Source organism: Halobellus sp. Atlit-38R (assembly GCF_003665925.1).
Lineage (GTDB): Archaea > Halobacteriota > Halobacteria > Halobacteriales > Haloferacaceae > Haloquadratum > Haloquadratum inordinatus.
This window is the reverse complement of sequence record NZ_QXIJ01000010.1, coordinates 19,181-40,558: the sequence shown is the minus strand read 5'-3', so window position 1 is coordinate 40,558 and position 21,378 is coordinate 19,181. Positions and strand designations below refer to the sequence as shown.

The following is a 21,378-nucleotide window of genomic DNA, read 5'->3' as shown; positions in this document are numbered from 1 at the left end:
TTTCTCAAAAGAAATAGGCAGAATACATAGAATTGTCATCGCGTATAATCACATCCGACAGTATATACAAAACCATTAAGTGCTGATGTAAGGTATCTGTTCTCAAATGCCAAAAAAAAAATCGCCTCGAACGATGGGGACAGTCACCACGAGTTGGGAGATTATTCACGCCTTAGAGGAGCTACGCGGCGCTGGTGTTACTGAGTTAGCGGACCACTTGGAGATGCCCAAGGGGACAGTGTACACCCATCTCGCAACGCTGAAAGAGCAAAAATACGTCGTCAAGCGGGATGGCAAATACCATCTTTCACTTCACTTTCTGAGTCTCGGAGAGTTTGTGAAGAATAACCACTTTCTCTTCAATGCGGGCCGGTCCGAAGTCGAGCGATTAGCCGACGAGACCGACGAGTACGTTCATTTAGTCACTGAGGAACACGGCGACCTGATCTATCTGCACGAGGCTCGCGGACAGAACGCTGTCGGGAAAAATTATTTTGAGAAGAAATTAGAGAAGCCCGGATACTTACACAGTTCAGCGTATGGCAAAGCGATCCTCGCGTACCTGCCTGAGTCCTACGTCGAGGAGATCGTCGACCAGTCAGGCCTTCCACAACGAACTGAGAAAACCATCACGTCGAAAACGGAACTCTTCGACGAATTAGAGACGATTCGAGAACAGGGCTTCGCTCAGAACGACGAAGAAGAGATCTTCGGCACTCGAGCTGTCGGCGCGCCAATTTTGGATAAGAACAACACCGTCCTCGGGGCAGTTAGTATCACGAAGCCGACGAGTCGAATGCAAGGAGAGGAGTTCAACAGAACGATCCCAGAGGTAGTCAAGAACGCAGCAAACGTCATCGAAGTCAACATCCAGACGATCAGAAATCAGGATATCAACCATCACCGGTGAGGATACATTTGCTCCCCCAACGGTATTCGAGGGAAACCCATCTCCAGTCGATTCTGCCTCGGTGGGCAACACAGTAGTTCGTCAATTCTCTTGGTTACCAACAACAGGCGTGACTCAACTGGCAATCGGTGTCTGCTGAAGTACAGCCGCAGAGGAAAGTCGACCGCATTCTCGCTCCGCTAGTAGTCTTTGCGCGTGCACTAGCTCCCCAAGATGTCTTTTTGCAGGTCGACACCGTCGACGACGCTGGTCTTTTCGAGAAGAATTGTGTGCTCGGGTCGCCAACGTATCTCTACGTCTCCTTCTGGTTGGTCCGACAACTGCCAGGCCTTCAGACTGATCTCTTTGCTAGTGCTCCCATTGTGGGCCTCTAACAGCACTTTGGTACTCGACCCCGGGTTCGAGATAACGTCTTGCACCCTACACTGGAGGGCATTTTCGTGTTCCCCCGAGAGAACCAGATGCTGCGGTCTCACAGAGAAGGATATTGCAGAGCCAACCAGTTCGTTAGCTGGCGAATGAAGGTTGTCGGTCGCGGCCTCGAATGAGCCGAAATCCGTGTCGATAGTGACGGTCCCGTCTCCGTTCGCTTCGCTGAGATGGCCGGTGAACGTATTCGAATCGCCTACGAACGCCGAGACAAACGCAGTGTATGGGGAGTTGTAGACCTCCGCCACAGAACCCGACTGTTCTACTTGCCCGTCGTTCATAACGATGATCTGATCGGCGAGTCGCATTGCCTGTGTCTGGTCGTGAGTCACGTAGATAAACGTCGTATCGAACTCCCTGTGGACTCGAAGCAGTTCTCGTTCCATTCGTTTCTGTAATTTGTAATCCATATCACCCAGCGGCTCGTCTAATAGTAGCAGTTTGGGCTCGAGGACGAGACTCCGTGCGAGAGCGACTCGTTGTTTTTGGCCCGCAGATAACTCCTCAGTGTCGCGGTCTGCCAGATCCTCGAGCTGCATCATATCCAGCAGTCGTTCCATCCGTCGCTGTCGTTCTTGAGGGTCCACATCCATCTGTTTGAGCCCGTACACGATATTCTCTGAGACGGATAGATGCGGGAAGAGCTGGAAGTCCTGAAAGACCAAGCCGATATCCCGATTGTGAGTGGGTTCGTGAGTGATGTCTTCGCCGTCCAAACTGATCGTTCCAGCCGTCACGTCGAGATTTCCGACCAACGAGTGAAGCGTCGTCGACTTCCCACAGCCACTTGGCCCGATAATAACGCAAAAGTCTCCGGAATTGACGGTGAAATCGATACCGTCGACAGCGAGTGTGCCATCGGGGTATATCTTCGTCAGGTCGCTCACATCGAGCATCGTCTCAGTCGTGTGGCTCTGAGAGATTTCGGACTGTCTCACCAGTTCACTTGCGTCGGTCATTGTTCCGCCTCCAATACATCAGTCACGTCCATATTGCCAGTGCCACTCATCTGTTGGAAGAACTGCGCATCGTCCGGGCTGAAGCCGATCGTCGTCTCAGTTCGGTTCTTCGTCGTGTCCGGCCGACCGGGCTTGACCACCTGCAACTCCGTATCCAAGTCGACAACTGAAATCGAATACTCGGTCAATTCACCAGTATACGTCCAGCCTTCGATGACGGCATCCACACTGTTGCGACATTCCGCTGCGCCGTCTCCAATGACGACGTCCTCCGGCCGAATTAACACGACGCCCTCGGACTGGTCCGACGGCTGTTCGAGAGTATCAGAGGTGACGACCCTTCCAATTGCTGTGTCTATCCGTAGATTGGAACCCTCCTGTTCGCTTACTTCACCGACCAGAATATTGGAATCACCCACAAAACGTCCGACGAAAGCGTTTGTAGGGTTGTTGTAGACCTCGTCGGGAGTCCCGACTTGCTCGATGATTCCCTCGTTCATCACAACGAGCTTATCGGCGAGTTCCAGTGCTTGATCTTGATTGTGAGTTACGTACAAATACGTACCCCCTGTCTCCTCGTGGAATCGCCGCATCTCGATTTCCATTCGCTTTTGCAGCTTGTAGTCCAAATCTGCTAATGGATCGTCGAACAAAGTGATATCACAGTCACGAACGAGCTGACGCGCCAATTCGACGCGTTGCTGTTGTCCCCCACTTAGCTCGTCCGGGTAGCTTGATTTGGTATGTGAAATAGCGAGGAGGTCCAGCATCTCGTCGATTCGGTCCGTAATTTGCTCGTCGGACAACTGCTCGGACTTCTGTTTCAGTCCGAACGCGATGTTCTCTTCGACCGTTTTGTGAGGAAAAAGCGTCTCCTCGAATTCTTGAAACACTAACCCAACATCCCGGTCTTGTGGGGGAACGTCTGCTGTTCGTTCTTCGCGCAACTGGATCTCGCCGTCATCTGGGTCGGAGATGCCAGCGATACATTTCAATAGCGTACTTTTTCCACACCCGCTTGGGCCGATCACTACGCAGAACTCCCCGTCGTCGATCGAGAGGTCGATACCACCCAGAACGACTTCATCGGTAAACGTCTTTTTCAGGGAGTTGAGATGGATCGCAGTCTGGGCCGACATAACATACCATTCCGGACAACAATATATAAAACCTTTGGGGCAGTGAGTCTGTTGTCGCCAGTGCGAGTTTCTGGGAAACGGTTCAATCTCCTACGTGGCATCACAGATGGCCATTTCCTGATCGAATTTTTTATTCACATCTTATTCTACGAATCTAACCAATACCTATATATTTCTTCAGAATACCTTGTTAAGAGAAGCCATGCAAGAGGCTCTCAGCAGACGGAACTTTGTCAAGTATGGTAGCGCGGCTGCAGCGACAGCCGGATTGACTGGTTGTATGGGTGGAGGGAACCAGAGTACCACTGACGGCGGTAGTAGTGAGACGAATATGGGCAGCAGCAATACTCCCCTTCAGTGGATCGGGCCCGCCTACGGTGTCAGAGAAGGTCAAGGAGAAAGATACACAGAAGTAACGGGCAGAGAAGTCGAGACGACTACCGCTACGGGTTCGACCGTCCAGCAACAGGTCCTGAGCGGCGGCAGAAACACGATGGACGTGTTCTCGCTGGACACGTCCACCGCGTCGGCACTGACAGTGGACAACGACGCCAGCTACGGAATGAACACAGAGGACCTGAGCAACTGGTCGGAAAGTGCAATCTCGGACCTCTTCGTAAATCCCAGCGAGCGGATTCCTCAGTTGGAAGAGCAGACTGAGACAATCGATCAAGAGGTGTGGGAATCCAAATCCGACGGCACGCTTCGCCTGCCCCCGTACGCGTACAACTTCGACGCGATCGGGTACAACCCGAAGTACGTCGACGACGTCTCAAAGTGGAGTGCGTTGTTCGATGATCAATACGAAGGAGAAGTACTTGTCAACGGTGCCGCACCCATTCAGATCCCACAGACGATGATGCACCTCCTCGATAACGACCAAATTGATGGGTCAGTTGGTGAGTTGAACAATCCGACTGAAGATCAACTCGACACGGTCATCGACTATCTCGTCGAGCAGAAATCGAACGGCCAGTTCAGATCAACGTGGACTGCCTACGGGAACTCGGTCAATTTGATGGCTGGCGAGGAGGCAGTGATCGGTGACCTTTGGCAGCCGGCCGCGCTCGACGTTCGTCGGTCAGGCACGCCGTGCGAGTATGCTACGATGAGTAAGGGCACACAGGGCTACCGGTTCTGGTACGTTGGAATGGCGCCGCTTAAACCGGGGGCGTCGGACCGGAACAACCTCGAGAGCGTGCACAACCTCTACAACGATATCCATCTGGGTGCGTGGTTCCCCGGCTACATCCAAAACTGGGGCTACTCTGTTCCGCATTATCCGAACAAAGAGTTAGTTCGCGACGGATCCGACGCGAGTGGTGAAGGAATGGGTCCCGAATATTACGATTGGGCCTACGAGGGGAAGCGAACCTACGAAGCGGTTGACAATCCGGCCTTGTTCGATCCCCAGTCCTACGATTGGTCTGCGGAGGAGGGAACACCCGCGTCTAACGGGCAAAAGCGTGACTGTGGTTCCATCGAAGAGCGGATCGATCGGATCGGATTCTTCCAGATCTGGCCCGACAACGCACAATATATGTTGGATCGCTGGCAGGACTTCCAGAGCGCATAGACTCAAAAACGACTACCACAGCGACAACTGACGCACGCTATGAGCAAAATATCACGCGATACCTTCTCGTTACACGAATCGTACCTGTTAGCTGGCCCGTCGGTCCTCTGGTTCGGCGTCTTTCTCCTGATTCCACTGGGAGTCATCAGTTACTACAGCGTTCTCACATATAGCTCGTTTTCTGTAGAACATACGCTCACACTGACCCCGTGGATCGACGTCTTGACTGATGCAACTGTGCTTCGGGTATTCGTCGAGACGCTTCTGACCGGTGTGGTTGTCACGCTGATTACCCTCCTGTTCGGCTATCCACTAGCCTACTATCTCCGGTTCCACACCAGCCAGAACGGGGGGCTCGTTCTGCTGTTATTCCTGATCATCCCCTTTTGGACGTCTGGTGTGATCCGGACGCTGGGATGGCTTCCAGTCCTTGGAAGGGGAGGCGTCATCAATCAGTTGCTACTTCTCGTCGGGATCATCGATCAACCCCTCTCTTGGCTACTGTTTTCGCCTGTGTCACAGATACTGGGATATCTGCAGAATTACGTGGTGTTTATGGCCGCGCCGATATACATCGCGCTGTCGCAAGTCGACGAAGGGCTCCTCGACGCGTCAGAGACACTTCGCGGGAACCCAGTAGCGACGTTCAGAAACGTCACGTGGCCACTCAGTATTCCAGGCGTAGTGATCGGCTCGATCTTCGTATTCGTCTTGTCCATCGGCAACTTTGCCGTTCCGCAGTTCCTCAGCGGGGGAAGCAGCACCATTTCCACGCTAATTTATACAGCAGTGAATCAGGGCCTGAATTACCCCTCTGCGGCCGCACTGTCGCTCACGCTCCTCGTCGTCATATTCGGGATCGTGTATCTCGCGCTTCGCCGGGTTGATATTACGGAATTGGCTCGTGGGTAGCTGTGTACGCCCACAGCCGGTCATAGGATATCCTTCTCGTTGAGAGTCAGTCCCAGACTGTCGATGAATCCGTCTCGTCGATGTACTCCTGATGTCTCTCAGCTGGATCTTGGTAAACGGCCTCCCCAACGTCTACGGATTTCTCATCGAGCGTCGCATCCAGCGCATCGTCCACACGGAGGACTAACATCGCAAGGTCCGTCGCACTCGTGTAAACGTTCTTTTTCGTCGCCGCGGGATCGACGACACCCGCCGCAAGCGAGTCGGTGATCTCACCATCGGGGAGAACGAACCCCGTGCTCGAATGCCGCTTATTTGCCGCGCGGAGTTCGGTTACCGTTTCAAGTGGGTCTTCCCCAGCATTACGAACGAGAGTTTGAACGACGCTCTCGAGAGCTGTCGCGAACGCATTCATCGCCAACTGTGTCTTCGCTCCGACAGTGTGTGCTTCTCGTCGGACCGCACGCGCGATAGCCATCTCGATCGCTCCCCCGCCTGGAACGACGCCTCCGAGTGAGCTGGTCTCGCTCATCGATTGTGCGGCCGCGTTCGTGGCCTTCCGAACTTCACGCGTGGTTTGTGATTCGAGTTGTCCGAACGTGCCTCGCAGTAACATCGTTACTGAATTCGGCGCAGGACAACCGTCGAAGACGACCATCCGCCTGTGTTTCCGACGGTGCTTTCGCTGTTCGATTTCTTCCTCCACGACGGTGTCGCAGTGACCAAGATGAGCCGCCGCAATTCCCTGCTGGCCCTTGACGATCATTGCGCCAGTCGCCAACGACAACCGTCGTAAGTTTCGCGGATGGACGCTCCGAATCGCCATAATTCCGTGCTCGGCCAACAGCTGCTGGTAATGGCTGTTGATTCCCATCTGCGTAACCACGACGTTTGCGCCGGTCTCGGCTATTCGGTCCACTACGTCCCGCCGCTTTTGAGCTTCCTGTCGCTCGAATTCTCCGACGGTCTCCGGAGACTCGATGTCCACGGTAAAGGAATCAACGACGTCAGGGTCCTGTAGCCCGCCTCGCTCGTGACCACCCAACAGCAACACGCTCGCGTCCTCGATTCGACGCGGCATATCTTGGTGGACCACTATATTTCGATCTAAAACGACGCCGTCGATCAATCGACTGTCGCGTATGGATCCGTGCCGAATCGTAGTAACGTCGAACGTCCGTTCGTTTGGCATCCCGACCGTAGTAGCGGCCTCTGCGGCGAGATGTGCGACCTGCGTCCGTATGTTGCCGAAGTTGTTTCCCGTCAGGGCTGTGCGTGCAGCGTCGACTGCAGAAACGTCAGTGTCGGCTGCTGTGCTGATGCTCGATGCAGAGAGCGTCTCGTCTGCGATCGAGAGACCCGATCTGAACCCAGCGATGATCTGTTGCGGGTGAAGTCCGTTCTCCAAGAGCTCTGTCGAATTCGTGAGTAGTGCGTCCGCGAAAACGATCTGTGAGCTGATTCCATCGAAGATATCCTTCCCATCGATGTCAGTATCTCCTGGACGAGTCGGGCCGATAGATCGCTCTAATAGTTCGCCGACAGGATGCTCGACTGAGAGCGCGCGCAAGAGCCGTGTCCCATCCCCGGAGACGATATAGTCGGGAGGGGCTCCACCGTTGCTGGCGTCGTCCGCGTGAGCATCCAATAATAATACGTCCATCGCGCGGGGACCGAGCGTCGGCTCGAATATATCCGCGATCGCGTTGATCGCTGTTATATTCGCTTGGGGAAACACGATCGAGTTCGGCGTCTCGTTTGTCTCTCGATGGGTCTGGGCTGACGTACGCTCCATAGATACGACTGTCAACGTTCACCATACAAATATAAATCTTTCCCAGCGGGCAAATGTGCGTGTTAAACATAGATATAGTATCATTTTCGCGCCTTCACGCAGCAGATCAGACGGTGTCGGGCGATCGAGTGCGCAATCAGTTGCAAGTGCTACGATAGCCGTGAGGCTTGGGGAGATAGCGATCAGCGCTCTGGAATTGACTTGGCGATCGTGCCTGAGGTCATCTCCGACGCGGGACGCCCTTGAGACGGCGAGACAACCTGAAGTGGGGTATATTCGATGGTGACCGCACTCGTCAGTCACTCTCGAATCGCTCGGATTTCGTGTGAACCACAGTCTGGACAGCGCGGAAGATCGATGGTCCCGCTTCCTCGTTGATGCCGGTCGCAAATCCAATAGAGGCCGTGGAATGGTGGAATGACTGTTCCACAGTTGTCACACTGATACGTATACTGCCTTTGGTCATCTGGGTACCGAGGCATACGCAGTCCTGAGAGTAATCCGCTGATTTACTTCTCGCGTCTGAGTCTCTACTTCACACAAATATTCTGCATCGCACACGATGCCGCTTCGTCCTCGTCAGCCCGAGACCGTGAAGAGATCGTCCGTCCTTCTCTCACCGGGTGATTCGAAGTGCGCCACTCGCGAGGACCTCCGCCTCCCACTCTGGGTTGATCACGACCGTGCTGTCGAACTCGTCGACGATCGCCGGACCATCGATTACGTTGCCGGCTTGGAGTTCCTCACGATCGTATCGCGGCGTCTCGTACTGTTCCGGTTCGAGCGACGTCCCGAAGTACACGGGGTGAGATTTGGTCTTGGCGTGGGAAGGATCTGTCCCTCCGGACTCGATCTCGACGGGGTCGTACTGTACGCTGTCGGCCGACGCAGCGACGCGAAGGTTGAGAACCTCGACTGGGTCGTCCTCGAAGTAGTGTCCGTACTCTTGCTCGTGCTTCTCTTCGAACTGTTCTCGGATGCGGGAACGCCAGTCGCCGTCTGTCCCGGTGTACTCGATGTTCAATTCGTACCCCTGTCCCTCGTAGAGGCAGTCGATCGACTTCCGGAATTGCGCGTCCTCCTCGATGTCGATGCCATCAGAGCGCAACTGCTCTGCACCACGTTGGGTCAGAGAAGTGATTCGATCTTCGAGTTCGTCGGCCTCGACATCCTCCAGGCGCTTACTCAGCGTGACTTGATTGTCGTACTGAATATCCCCGGTCATCAGTCCCCGTGCGGAGCCAATACCGGGAGACGGCGGGATGAGGACCTTAGTGATGTCGAGAGATTCAGCGAGATCGACCGTATGCATCGGGCCCGCGCCCCCGAAGCCAACCAGGGAGTAATGACGCGGGTCGTAACCGCGCTGCATCGTCTGCTCGCGGACCGACTGGTACATATTGCTGTTCGCGACGTCGAGCACGGCGAGAGCTGCCTTCTCAACGCTACTGAACCGCTCTTGGTCGACCGCATCAACGAGTTTCTCCTGAATCGACTGTTCAGAGAGGCTGGGGTCGATGTCGAGTTCGCCACCGAGGAAGGTGTCTGGGTCGATCCGACCGAGCACGACTTGGGCGTCGGCGATGGTTGGTTCCGTGTTGCCACGGTCGTAACAGGCGGGACCGGGATTCGCGCCGGCGCTTTTTGGCCCGACGTTGAACCCTTGGGCCTGGTCGAACCACGCGATGGAGCCGCCACCGCTACCGATGGCCTCGATGTCCAGCATCGGCGTGATCGCCGGGTACTCACCGATCTCGCTGTCCCGTGGATCGCGCTCGAGGAGACGTCCGGGGAGGACTGAAATGTCCGCGCTCGTCCCACCCATATCGAACGTGATCACCTTCTCTTCTCCCGCAGATTCCCCAGTGTACTGCCCAGATAGAACACCTGCTGCCGGCCCAGAGAGGAGCGTCGTCACCGGCCGCTGACTGGCTTCGCGGATACTCGCCACACCGCCGTTGGATTGCATAATGAGCACGTCAGCGTCCTCGAAGCCGTGGTCGTTGAGCCGTTCCTGGAGTCGGTCCAGATAACTCGACATCACAGGCGCAATACGGGCGTTTATCGCCGTCGTCGAGAAGCGCTCGTACTCCCGGAACTGAGCGACGACTTCGTTGGACGTGGACACGAAGACCTCGGGGAACTCCTCCTGAATAATCTCCTTCGTCCGGTCTTCGTGGGCCGTGTTGAGGTACGAGTGGAGATAGCAAACGGCGATCGATTCGACGCCCTCCTCGACTAATTCGGCTGCGGCCTCACGAACTTCGGACTCGTCCAGCGGTTCGACCACCTTCCCCGGAGGATAGATGCGTTCGTCGACTGTTTTTCGGTATCGGCGCTCGACGAGCGGATTCTCCTGGTGCGCCAAGACGTGTTGTACCGAGAAGGTGTGAGACTTGCGGTGGCGACCGATATGAATCGTGTCCCGGAACCCTTCCGTGGTTATCATACCCGTCTTGGCACCTTCGTGTTCGATCACCGCATTCGTGCCCACCGTCGTCCCGTGCAGAACGGTATCAACGTCGTCGGGGGAGATTCCAGCCCGTTTACAGACCTCGAAAACCCCATCCGCCGTCGACTTCGAAGGATCGTCAGTCGTGGGAAGCTTGTATTTGTGCTCTTCAGTGCCGTCGACCAGGATAATGTCGGTATTAGTACCGCCGACGTCCGCGCCAATACGAATAGTACTCTCTGTCATAATTTCTCAAGGTGTGCGACATCCTATGCCACAATGACCTGCAAAATAAAGTTTTCGGACAACCGTTCAGCTCGTAGAGAGATCAAGGGAGAAAAGCTACTGAGAGAGCCGGAAACAACTCAATTGCGTCTTCCGTAGAAGATCAGCAGGCTAGCTCCGATCAGCAGGAGTGTGGAAATGACAGTGGTGAGGCTGCCGAGTGCAAAGAGTACCGGCGTCGCTCGTTTTGATGCAGCGATGGTGAAGATCTGTATCGGCATCGTGTTCGCCTGTCCGACGACGAGGAGGCTTCGAGTCGCCTCGTTGTACGAGAGCGTGAACGCGAAGACGGCCGCCCCAAGCACGGTTGGCCCGATCTGCGGGAGAATGATGTCACGGAATACGGTCCAGTTCGACGCACCCATCACGCGGGCGGCCTGTTCGTTGCGGGCTAGGTGGGGTGGGATCCCGGCCAAGAGGACGATGACGGCAAAGGGGAGGGCCCAAACGACGTGTACAGGGACCGCCAGCCACAGGCTCTTCTCTAACCCGAGCAGTTCGTTGAAAAACAGCGTCGCTCCGACACCGTACGTGATCCCCGGCGTGATGATCCCCAAGAGCAGCACGTAAAGAATCGTTTTGCGCCCACGGAACTCGTACCGATACGCCAGGGCGGCCGCCGTGCTCAATACTGTGGTGATAATCGTCACGACGAGTGCCACTTTGAGCGACCGCACTATCGCGGAAATGATCGCCTCGTTCGCGAATAGTTCCGCGTACCACGACGCTGTGACGGCTACAAACGGGAACGTCAGCCCACCTTCGTTGAAAGAAAACGCGATGAGCGACAGTATCGGCGTGTAGATATACACCGCGATCAACGCTGCATACGCGACCAAGACCGTTCGTAACGACGCGATTGACGACACCCCTCGAAATCCGTTTCGGAGGATTTTGCTTACTGAAGACTCACTACTCGTCTCTGAGTATGACGCATTCGCCATCTTGTGATGACAAGACACATCAAGGGTAATAAGTTTATTGACCGGATTGACAAACACGCCACATAGTTGTCTGTCCCCCCAGCTCTCGCTCCGGTTGATACGCCCGACAATCTGGCTACGGGCGCCCGAAAGTACGCCTCCAGTCTCGATGCTACGGTGCGTCGGTACCGACGCACTGGCACCAACAAAAGTGAGAGAACCGAAAACAGTCGGATTCGCTATTCGGTCACGACGTCACCGTCTGCGACGACCACTGAAGGAGACCCAGTCACGTCGATATCGGTGAGCGGATCGTCACTGAACCCGACGACGTCCGCGGGGGTTCCTTCTTCGAGAACGCCCAGTTCGGGCCGTCCAAGTTCCTCGGCGGGCGTACTTGTCGCAGCCGTGAGCGCCTCCTCTTCAGTCATCCCGCCCTCGACCAGACACCGCAGTTCGTGATGCAGGGCGGGATGTGGAATATTGGGTGAACCAGCGTCGCTCCCCGCCAGAATTCGGACGTCGCTCTCGATGGCTTCCTCGAAGACTTCCCAATGGCGGTCGGACACCCGCTGCGCATTTTCGTAGGCGTATTGAGGAATGTCGCCCTCCCCTTCGGCCACCGTCTTGTAAATGTAGAGCGTCGGTTCGTAGGCGATGTCTTTTTCCACCATTCGCTGCAGACTCTCGCTCGTCATCAGGTTCCCGTGTTCGAGAGTGTCGACACCGGCCTCGATGGAATTTTCTATCCCTTCAGTCCCGACAGCGTGGACGGCGACAGGGAGGTCGAACCGATGAGCTTCATCGACTGCCGCAATTACTTCCTCCCGGGAGAGCTCCGACATACCAGGATCTTCGCCGACTGCCTGCCCGTAAACGCCCCCAGTGGCACTGATTTTGATCACTCGAGCGCCTTTGTCACGTTGTTTGCGAACGCTGGAGCGAACAGCGTCGACCCCGTCGCTCTCCATCCCCCAGAATGGGTCGTGTCCGCCACTGATGATGATGGTCTGCCCACTCGCGTAGATCCGCGGACCCGTGATCGATCCTTGCCGGGAGGCGTCGGCGACGCTGATCGCGATATCGTGTGTGCTGCCGATGTCTCTGACGGTCGTCACACCTCCTTCGACCTGTTCACGAGCCATCGCCACTGCGTGGATCGTCTGTTCCTGTTCAGATTGCCGCCGCAGCGTCTCGACTGGATCTCCGGTCCCGTCCCACACGAGATGGACGTGGAGGTCGATCAGTCCCGGCGTGAGAAGGTCGACGTCTTTGGTTTTCTCTGCAGTTCCGGGTTTCTCGTCGTAGACGCCTTCAATGAGGTTGTCCTCGACCGCGACCCACTTGTCGTATTGTCGGCCACGCTTGGCGTCCCAGACGTCGCCGTGGAGCAGGACGTCGAACTCACTCATGCTGTTCTCCCGTGATTAGAGGATTCTCAAAGACTACCATCTGGCATACGCAGCTATCCACTGACATACGGTGACACCTACCCAGACTACTCATATTAAATTTTCGCTGAAACCCCCTTTCGCGACCTGTCGACAGAGGCCGCCGCTGATAGGACCGATTTTCTGTTTCGGAGATCCGCTGTCGTTCTATAGTAGCTTTTGCACGTCTTCACGCATCCGATCAGACGCTGTCGGGCGATCGGGTGCGCAACCAGTTGCAAATGCTACGATAGCCACTGGATTCAATTGGCGAAGACGAGGGACTGGGTTGTGCTTGCTGGCTTATCCGATCTGCAGAGGCCCACCAACAGGGTCCTGCATCGTCTCACCAGGTCGAACTGGCACAGAACTGGAGATGGGGGGGTCAGACGGGAGCCGATCAGGAACTTCGCAGACGGCGCGTCGCTTCCTCGTCTACCTCTCCGTCCTCGATGACGACTCCGTAGTCCTCACGAGCACCTTCTTCGGTCAGGAAGTCGTCGAGGTAGTCTTCGTAGACCTTCTGCTTGGGTCGGTCGTACGGGTCTCCGTACCCGCCGCCACTGATGCTCTTGATCGAGAACTTATCTCCCGACTCGAATTTGTACCCGGACACCTTCGACGGCAGCATTATTTCTTCGCCGTCGGATTTGATGTGCTTGAGTTCACCGGATGGGGCTCCTTTACCGCCGTCGTATCCCCAGGAGCCGTATTTGTTGCCGTCGCCCTCGATAGTGATCGTCGAATCACTGAGGAATTTCACCATTCGCTCGTGGCCGTGGCCGCCACGGTGCTCGCCCGCTCCGTGACTCCCCTCACGCAGCCGGTAGTGTTCGATGCGGAGAGGATGTGAGAGTTCGATGTCTTCGACTGGTCGATTCTGGGTGTTGTGCACCAGTGCGTCGACGGCATCCAGTCCGTCCGAGTCGGGACGCCCACCGTAGGCACTCTCGTTGACCTCGATGTACACCCAGTACTCGTCGTTTTCGTCCACGCCAGAGTAACTGATGAAGTAACAGTGGGGCCCGGAGCCGGCGGCGGTCTTTTCCGGAATCGCGTTGCTGAACGCTTTCAAAATCAAGTCGCCCAGGAGGTCCACCTGATTGATTCGGGCGAACGCCGAGCGGGGCATACTGGGGTTGAATATGCTCCCTTCCCTCGCTTCGACGTTGATCGGCGCGAACGTCCCCGAGTTTTGAGGGATATACTCGTCGTGCGTGTAGGTATCAGTCAGGATCGCCCGAACAATGAAGTACGAGGCCGGTTCCGCCGAACCCCTGAACGGGATGTTGTACCCGGTCATCACCTCGTCTTCGGATCCACTGAGGTCGATCGTGAGATCATCTCCGTCGACGGTGAGCTTTACGTCCACCTTCAGACGCTCATCACGGTTCCGACCGTCGTCATCGAGGTATCCCGTTTCGTGGTACGTGCCGTCGGGGACTTTCTCGATTTCCTTCCGCATCAGCGATTCACCGTACTGCATCAGGTCGTCACTGGCCTGCAGGATGCGTTCGTATCCGTACTCTTCGATCAGGCCGAGGAACCGTTCTTTACCGACCTCACACGAGGAGATCTGTGCCTGCAGGTCACCTAAGACCACCCGTGGCGTCCGCACGTTCTCCTCGATCAGGTTCCAGATTTCGTCCACCCGCTCTCCTTCCTCGTAGATCTTCGTCGCCTTGAACAGTGTCCCTTCTGCGTAGACGTCTTCGAGATCGACAGCCAGCCCCGGTGTCGCTGCACCGATGTCGAGGTGGTGCGCGTTCGTCGCAGTCCACGCGATGTGCTCGCCCTCGTAGAAGACGGGCGTGATAACCGCAATGTCGGGAGAGTGGGCCGCCCCGTAGTGCGGGTGATTGTGAATGAACACGTCGCCTTCGTTGATCACTTCGTCTGGATCCTGGCCGCGTTCTTCGAAGGTCTCGAACATACCTTCGACGGACGCGATCAGCGTCCCCACCTGCATCGGCGTGAAATCGCCTTCCGCGATTTGTTTGCCCTCCGCAGTGAGGATTCCAGACCCGATGTCTTCGCTCTCACGAATAATCGACGAATACGCTGACCGAATGAGCTTGTGACCCATCTCTTGGGCGATCGTATCCAGTTCTCCACCGATGACCTGCAGCGTTACTGGATCGATTTGACGCTCCTCGACTACTTCTTCGGCATCCATTGTCATACACGCCCATGTTATTATCTAACTATACTTAAGCCTATGGTGTTTTACAAGTATTTTTACCCTGGTGACCAAGAGAACTGCAAGAACACTCCCACCAACCAATGGGGATCCGGCGACTACTGTTTGGGATATCCAAATACGTGATTCGACTTTTTTACTCCACACGGAGCGCATCTTAACGGAATGAGCCCCCTCATCTCGATCGGAAAATCGTACGAATACCAACCTCGGAACGGACCTTCCGAGATAAGAGAAGTGAATCATACGATCCGAAAGCTCTACTCACTCCAGTTTTGTTCGTAATAGTCGAAAGCAGGAGGTGACGCAGTTCCCCTCCCGCAACGAAGAGGGAGGTTTCTCCAGCTCGCCTTGAAGTGCCGTACAATAGCACGCCTCAATAGGAACAGCCATTACGTATGTATATCTGTAATGGGGATTCCTTCGCTGTCGATGTCGGAGATCTGTGTAAACGGTATCTGTATACTTTCGTATGGTTTGTCTCCACGCCATCTCTCCAGTTTAAATACTGTTTGTATTATTCAAACAACTGAGTTCATATCTGGCCAAGTTACGATCGGGCAGAGAACCGTCTCGCGCTATGAGGACACGGGCATTTAAACAAACCCAATATTGAGGGCGCGAGTCTAACTGGATTGATCAACTATTTTCCTCACGGGCAGATGCCATCACAGGTTTGTGAATCGCTCGATAGCCTTGGAGAGATACTCCAGAAGTTGTCTACCGAGGGGTGGTCAGTCTGCCAGATCGAAGCAGTCGCAAATGACCACAACGAAGAGTCACTACTGGCTGAGATTGAGATTTCTAAGCCGTTTCCCAAGCTGCCACCGGAGAGTGACGAGCCAGCGCTGGAACTGCGGGCCTCCGCAATACACGATGGTTGCATTCATCTCACCTTTCACAGCCCAGCCTTGGCAGACGGCCGACGTGCAGTCGATGTCTCCGCCGAACAGGCAGTAGTACTTCGCGCGACCGACGCCGACTTTACTGATGGCTGGATACAGCTCACGCTCGAGATGTTAATCGAATCATCTCAGGTGTCGGATGACGAACAAAGTGATATCGAGGCTGAACTCGCCGCAGTTCGGGATTGTGCCATACCACCGTACAAGGATACGGACTACCTCCAACACCTGTACGATTCTTGTGAGTCGTTTCGAGAAATGAGCGAACGAATCGACGTGGACGTCTCATCAAGTACAGTCCGCCGGTATATGATCGATGTCGGCATCCACTCTCCAGCCACGTAGCGAGGGTCGGGTACAAAAAGCAGTATATTCGGTCAGCGAAAGAATGTGCGTAAACGACTTTCCCACACCCAAAGGAATATGTTCGCACGCGTAGCGTATATCAACGATTGTTGGCTATGTCGATTATAACGAGAGTCCATTTTTCCCACCCCAATATGGCATTAGCCCACGTGATAAGATCGGATCCACAGATTGGCATCCGGGTCCTTCAGGAAGTCAGTACGGATCCGGTCCACAATATGCATTACTTCGTTATCAATACGAACGACATCAAAAAATTCGACGAGCTTGTGGACGCCGATCACACAGTCGAAGTCGCTGAACGGGTCCCGAGCTACGAGAGTCAGCCCGTATATCGAGTCGAATTTTCGCCCGAGACGATTCTACTTGGTTCAGTCGTCGCACAAGAGAACGGGTTCGCGTTGAACGCGTATCGACATAGCAGTGGGTGGGTCGAACGATGGCAACTCCCCAGTCGCGATTCGCTTCAAAGAATATGGGATTTTGCGGCGGAGAAGTCGTTCGTCTTCGAGATCTGTGAGCTCCATCGGATCTCAGACTGTAAAAGTTACAGTGGGTCTCGTCTGACGGAGAAACAACTAGAGCTGCTCGAGGCCGCCTACGCGAACGGATATTTCGAGAAGCCCCGGGAGATCACACTCGAACAACTCTCAGAGCAACTCGGAATCTCGACGTCTGCAGCGAGCGGCCGCCTCCGCCGAGGGGTCAAACAGCTGATCGAGTCGTCGGACATCGAATTAGCGCTCGAGTGAGAGGTTTCTGAGTGAATACTGAAGATCGGGAGGTAGACACGGAGTGTCTCAACCCCGAGCCATCGCACCGATGAGCGGCTGTTTCTCCGCTGTCGACCCGCTCGACAGTGCCGTAATGGCGTGGGCCAGCGTCTCAACGGTTGAGCGTGTGAATAGCCAGTCCCCGTTCGTTGGCGGCGGCTTCGTAGATCGCTTCCGACAGCGTCGGGTGAGAGTGTGTCACTTCGGCGAGTTCGCTCGTCGTCAGCCCTTCCTCGACCGCAAGCGTGATTTCGGCGATCAACTCGGATGCTTCCGGACCGACGACTTGCCCGCCGAGGACGACGCCGTCGTCGCCGCTCACGAGACGGACGAACCCCTCTGCGTGCCCCGTCGTGAGCGCACGGCCGCTGGCACGCATCGGGAACTCCCCGACTGACACCGTGTGCTCGGTCTGTTCGGCTTCCGCTTCGGTCATTCCGACGGTTGCGATCTCTGGCGACGTGAACGCGACGGCGGGCGTCGCCCGGTCTTTCGAGACGGGATTCCGACCGGCAATCTCGGCGGCGGCAATCTCGCCCTCGGTCGAACCGGCGTGCGCGAGCATCGGTTCACCAGCCACGTCGCCGACAGCGAACACGTGGTCGACGTCCGTGCGTCCGTACTCGTCCGTTTGAATGAACCCATCCTCGTCGGGGTCGAGACCGATTTGGTCGAGATCCATCGTATCGGTTACCGGATTCCGACCCACCGCGACGAGCACCGCCTCGGCCTCGTACTGGTGGCGAGCGTCGCCGTCGACGGATTCCGTACTGACCACGACACCCTGATCGGTGGATCGACACTCCGAGGCGAGTTCGCCGTAGTTGGTTTCGATGCCGAGTTCCGACGCTGCCGAGGAAACCGGGGCGACCAGATCGGACGAGAACGCGGGCATCATCGTATCGAGCGCCTCCACGACTGTGATGTCGACGCCGAGCTTCGCGAACAGCATCGAGAGTTCCATCCCGATGTAGCCCGCACCGACGACGACGAGACTCTCCGGGAGCTCGTCGAGTTCGAGCGCACCCTTAGCGTCGAGCACGCCGGACTGGTCGAACTCGAACCCGGGCAGTTCGATTGGGCGGCTCCCCGTGGCCAACACGGCGTGCTCGAAGGTGAGTCGGTCCGACTCGCCGACCGACTGCTCGATGTGAACCGTGTGTTCGTCCGCGAACGTCGCGCGTCCTTCCACGAACGAGACACGGTTAGCTTTACAGAGCTTCTCGACGCTCCGGTTCATATTTCGAACGACGTCGTCTTTCCACTCGACCATCTGCTGGAAGTCGACGTCAATCTCTGCCGTGATCCCCATCGCCGACCCATTTCGGGCCTCGTGGACGACGTTTGCCGCAGAGATCAGCGCCTTCGAGGGGATACAGCCGCGGTTGAGACAGGTCCCGCCCAGGGCGTCCATCTCGACGAGCGTCACGTCGAGGTCGTACTGCGCCGCTCGGATGGCGGTGACGTATCCCGCTGGTCCGCCGCCAACGACGAGGACCTCCGTGTCGAAGTCGTCACTCATCGTTTTCCCCCACATCCTGCCACGAGAGCCGCGGATTCCGCGCAGCACTCGTCTGGTCGATGCGTGCCGCAGCAGTCATCGTCGGTGCGTCGGCGAGTTCGTCGGACGTCTTTCGATTCGTCGCGGTGAACGCCGCTGCCAACACGTCGAGTTGGTCCTTACTCAACGCCTCGGTGGGCTCGGTCATCAGCGCCTCGTCGACGATCTCCGGCCACTTCGTCGTCGGCGGGTGGACGCCCTCGTCGAGCATTCCCTTGGCGAACTCCGCAGCGTCGACGTCGCCGGCGCTGGCGACGAACTCGTGGTGGAACGGCCCGTACGGGATGTCCAGATCGATCTGAGAGGCCAGATAGTTCGCGTTCAGGACGGCCATCGCCGAGGTATCTTTCAGGCCGCCGTCACCGAGCCGGGAGATGTACGCGTAGGTCTTCAACAGCACCAGCCAGTTGCCGTAGAAGCCGTGGACTTTCCCGATGCTCTCGGCGGGCTCGTAGAACTCGAACGATCCGTCGTCGGTCTCCCGGACGTGTGGGTCGGGCAGGAACTCCGTGAGTTCGTCGACGACGCCGATCGGACCGGCTCCCGGGCCACCGCCACCGTGCGGCGACGCGAACGTCTTGTGCACGTTGTAGTGCATAATGTCGAAGCCCATATCGCCGGGGCGGGCCCGACCGAGCAGCGCGTTGAGGTTTGCGCCGTCGTAGTAGAGCAGACCACCCGCGTCGTGGACGATGTCAGCGATATCGGCGATGTCGCGTTCGAAGAGCCCGAGCGTGTTCGGATTCGTCAGCATCAGTGCGGCCGTCGAATCGCCCACGGCCTCTTCGAGCGCGTCAACGGGGACTCGTCCGTCCTCGTCGCTCGGGAGTTCCACCACGTCGTAGCCGGCCATCGCCGCGCTCGCGAAGTTCGTGCCGTGGGCCGACGCGGGCACGATCACTTCGCGTCGCTTGTCGTCTTCGTCGTTCGACTGGTGGTAGGCGCGGGCCACGAGGAGACCAGTGAACTCGCCTGCCGCTCCAGCGGGCGGTTGGAGGGTGGCGGTCTCCATTCCGCCGATCTCCGCGAGATACTCCTGGAGTCCGTGGAGGACCCCGAGGGTCCCCTGGGCATACTCGTCGGGACGGTCGGGGTGGATCGCACCGTCCTCCAGCGCCGCGACGTCCTCGATGAACTTCGGGTTGTACTTCATCGTACAACTCCCCAGCGGGTAGGGGCCGTGTTCGACGGAGTAGTTCATCTGTGAGAGCCGCGTGTAGTGACTCGCGACCTCGGGTTCGGCCGGTTCCGGGAGCGTCAGTTCGTCGCGAACCAACTCGTCCGGGAGGTCGACGTCGTCGTAGGTGACCGTCTGCGTCCGCTTTTCGGACAGGAGCGGTTCGTTGACCGGTTCGCCGCTGTCGGTTTCGCGCGTCCACGTGGCTTGTTGGTAGTTCATTCGAGTACCTCCTGGACGGCCGCGACAAGGCCATCCACGTCGTTGCTGTTGGTTTCAGTCACGCAGATCTGGATCTCGAACTCCCCGACTTCGTGGACGAGGAACCCACGATCCGCCAGTTCGGAGGCGACCTCGCTTGCGGGGCGCTCCGTGCGCGCGACGAACTCACGGAAGTGGTGCCGGTCGTCCACCGGAGCCGTAACGCCCTCGACGGCGTCGAGTCGAGCAGCGGCCTCAGACGCCGTCGCCACGCAGTCCTCGGCGAGCGCCGCCAGCCCTGAGGCTCCGAGCGTGGCAATGTGGATCGCCGTTCGGAGCGCGACCCACGCCTGGTTCGTACAGATGTTCGACGTGGCTCGCTCCTTCCGGATGTGTTGTTCTCGGGTCTGGAGGGTCAGGGTGTACGCACGCCGACCCTCGGCCGTCTCACTCGTTCCCACGAGTCGCCCAGGGACCTGCCGCAGATATCCTTCTTTGACGGCGAACAGACCGAGTCCCATCCCGTGGCTGGCCGAGAGGCCGAGGACGCTCGCGTCGCCGATGACGATGTCGGCGCCCACGGCGGCCGGCTCTTTCAGGAGCGCGAGTGCAACGGGATCAGATCCGAGGCAGAACGCCGCTTCGTGGTCGTCCGCGAGGGTTGCGACCGCCGACAGTCGCTCCTCGATCGCCCCTCGGGCCGTCGGAGATTCGGCGTACACCATCACGACGTCCTCGTCGATCAACTCCCCAAGGACGTCGACGTCTGTGTTTCCATCAGTAAGGGGGTACGTCTCTACCGCCAACTCCGCTCCGTCAGCGTAGTTTTCCAACACGCTGCGTCGCTCCGAGCGGATCGTCTCGGGGACGAGGACGCGCGATCCGCTGGTCTCTCGGACGCGTGCGGCAAGCAGCGCTGCCTCACCGAGTGCGGTCGCCGCGTCGTACATCGAACAGTTGGCGACGTCGAGCCCCGTCAGTTCGACGATCATCGACTGAAACTCGAAGAGCGCCTGGAGGAACCCCTGCGACGTCTCCGGTTGGTACTGTGTGTATGAGGTCAGAAACTCAGAGCGCAACGAGAGGTAGTCGACGACCGATGGCACGTAGTGGTCGTAATGCCCGCGACCGAGGAACTCCGTCCGGTCGGCGTTCTGTCCGAGGAGCTCCTCGATTTCGGTCACGACCTCGTACTCGGATTTCGATTCGATGTCAAAGTCCCCGTCGAACGCGACTGCCTCCGGGACGTCGAATAGCTCTTCGACGCTGTCGGCGCCAATCGCCGAGAGCATCGCGTCCACTTCCTGCGGCGTCTGGGGGGCGAAGGGGCTCGATTCGTCCGGTTCGTGTGGGTGTTCCGTTCCGTCGTGCTGTATGCGTTGCAT

At 57.1% G+C, this 21,378-nt stretch carries 15 protein-coding genes; 5 read left to right on the top strand and 10 right to left on the bottom strand.

What is annotated here, in order from left to right; translation table 11 throughout:
• Positions 1-133: 133 nt before the first annotated feature.
• On the top strand, positions 134-910 hold the full coding sequence (locus D3D02_RS13420) for an IclR family transcriptional regulator (protein ID WP_233560658.1): 777 nt from the start codon (positions 134-136) through the stop codon (positions 908-910).
• 200 nt (positions 911-1,110) lie between these two features.
• Here the strand turns inward: D3D02_RS13420 and D3D02_RS13415 are convergent, their stop codons facing one another.
• Both D3D02_RS13415 and D3D02_RS13410 read right to left on the bottom strand, forming a co-directional pair.
• Positions 1,111-2,298 (bottom strand): ABC transporter ATP-binding protein, encoded by a 1,188-nt coding sequence (locus D3D02_RS13415; protein ID WP_121570500.1) that lies wholly within the window; start codon positions 2,296-2,298, stop codon positions 1,111-1,113.
• The gene (locus tag D3D02_RS13410; protein ID WP_121570499.1) at positions 2,295-3,437 is read right to left on the bottom strand and encodes an ABC transporter ATP-binding protein; all 1,143 of its coding nucleotides are present in this window, start codon (positions 3,435-3,437) and stop codon (positions 2,295-2,297) included. Before D3D02_RS13410 ends, D3D02_RS13415 begins: the two co-directional genes overlap by 4 nt.
• A gap of 202 nt (positions 3,438-3,639) precedes the next feature.
• On the opposite strand from D3D02_RS13410, the gene D3D02_RS13405 reads away from it, so the two are divergent.
• Together D3D02_RS13405 and D3D02_RS13400 are read left to right on the top strand one after the other, a co-directional pair.
• Positions 3,640-5,013 (top strand): twin-arginine translocation signal domain-containing protein, encoded by a 1,374-nt coding sequence (locus D3D02_RS13405; protein ID WP_121570498.1) that lies wholly within the window; start codon positions 3,640-3,642, stop codon positions 5,011-5,013.
• 39 nt (positions 5,014-5,052) lie between these two features.
• Positions 5,053-5,925: an ABC transporter permease gene (locus tag D3D02_RS13400; protein ID WP_121570497.1), complete on the top strand. Its 873-nt coding sequence runs from the start codon at positions 5,053-5,055 to the stop codon at positions 5,923-5,925.
• A gap of 46 nt (positions 5,926-5,971) precedes the next feature.
• On the opposite strand, the gene D3D02_RS13395 is transcribed toward D3D02_RS13400, so the two are convergent.
• The 5 genes from D3D02_RS13395 to D3D02_RS13375 all read right to left on the bottom strand — a co-directional run bounded on the left by D3D02_RS13395 (position 5,972) and on the right by D3D02_RS13375 (position 14,992).
• Entirely contained in the window at positions 5,972-7,720 is a 1,749-nt protein-coding gene (locus D3D02_RS13395) for a TCP-1/cpn60 chaperonin family protein (RefSeq protein ID WP_121570496.1), read from the bottom strand.
• 616 nt (positions 7,721-8,336) lie between these two features.
• Positions 8,337-10,418, bottom strand: coding sequence for a hydantoinase/oxoprolinase family protein (locus D3D02_RS13390; protein WP_121570495.1), 2,082 nt, complete (start codon positions 10,416-10,418; stop codon positions 8,337-8,339).
• A gap of 119 nt (positions 10,419-10,537) precedes the next feature.
• Entirely contained in the window at positions 10,538-11,269 is a 732-nt protein-coding gene (locus D3D02_RS13385) for an ABC transporter permease (RefSeq protein ID WP_233560657.1), read from the bottom strand.
• A 350-nt stretch (positions 11,270-11,619) separates the two neighbouring features.
• Positions 11,620-12,792 (bottom strand): amidohydrolase family protein, encoded by a 1,173-nt coding sequence (locus tag D3D02_RS13380; RefSeq protein ID WP_121570494.1) that lies wholly within the window; start codon positions 12,790-12,792, stop codon positions 11,620-11,622.
• 418 nt (positions 12,793-13,210) lie between these two features.
• Positions 13,211-14,992 carry a hydantoinase B/oxoprolinase family protein gene (locus tag D3D02_RS13375; protein ID WP_121570493.1) on the bottom strand — a complete coding sequence of 594 codons (1,782 nt, stop codon included), beginning with the start codon at positions 14,990-14,992 and terminating at the stop codon, positions 13,211-13,213.
• 680 nt (positions 14,993-15,672) lie between these two features.
• On the opposite strand from D3D02_RS13375, the gene D3D02_RS13370 reads away from it, so the two are divergent.
• Together D3D02_RS13370 and D3D02_RS13365 are read left to right on the top strand one after the other, a co-directional pair.
• Positions 15,673-16,260 (top strand): hypothetical protein, encoded by a 588-nt coding sequence (locus tag D3D02_RS13370; protein ID WP_121570492.1) that lies wholly within the window; start codon positions 15,673-15,675, stop codon positions 16,258-16,260.
• Positions 16,261-16,415: 155 nt separating this feature from the next.
• A complete protein-coding gene (locus tag D3D02_RS13365; RefSeq protein WP_158599370.1) occupies positions 16,416-17,033 on the top strand; it encodes a helix-turn-helix domain-containing protein in 618 nt (205 codons plus the stop codon).
• Positions 17,034-17,166: 133 nt separating this feature from the next.
• Here D3D02_RS13365 and lpdA read toward each other — a convergent pair whose 3' ends face one another.
• From lpdA to gcvPA, 3 genes are read right to left on the bottom strand one after another with little or no spacing between them, the layout of a single operon-like run.
• Positions 17,167-18,576, bottom strand: a complete 1,410-nt coding sequence (gene lpdA / locus D3D02_RS13360; protein ID WP_121570490.1) for a dihydrolipoyl dehydrogenase — start codon at positions 18,574-18,576, stop codon at positions 17,167-17,169.
• Positions 18,569-20,014, bottom strand: a complete 1,446-nt coding sequence (gene gcvPB / locus D3D02_RS13355) for an aminomethyl-transferring glycine dehydrogenase subunit GcvPB (protein WP_121570489.1) — start codon at positions 20,012-20,014, stop codon at positions 18,569-18,571. Before gcvPB ends, lpdA begins: the two co-directional genes overlap by 8 nt.
• Positions 20,011-21,378, bottom strand: a complete 1,368-nt coding sequence (gene gcvPA / locus D3D02_RS13350; RefSeq protein WP_121570488.1) for an aminomethyl-transferring glycine dehydrogenase subunit GcvPA — start codon at positions 21,376-21,378, stop codon at positions 20,011-20,013. The genes gcvPB and gcvPA overlap by 4 nt, the downstream gene beginning before the upstream one ends.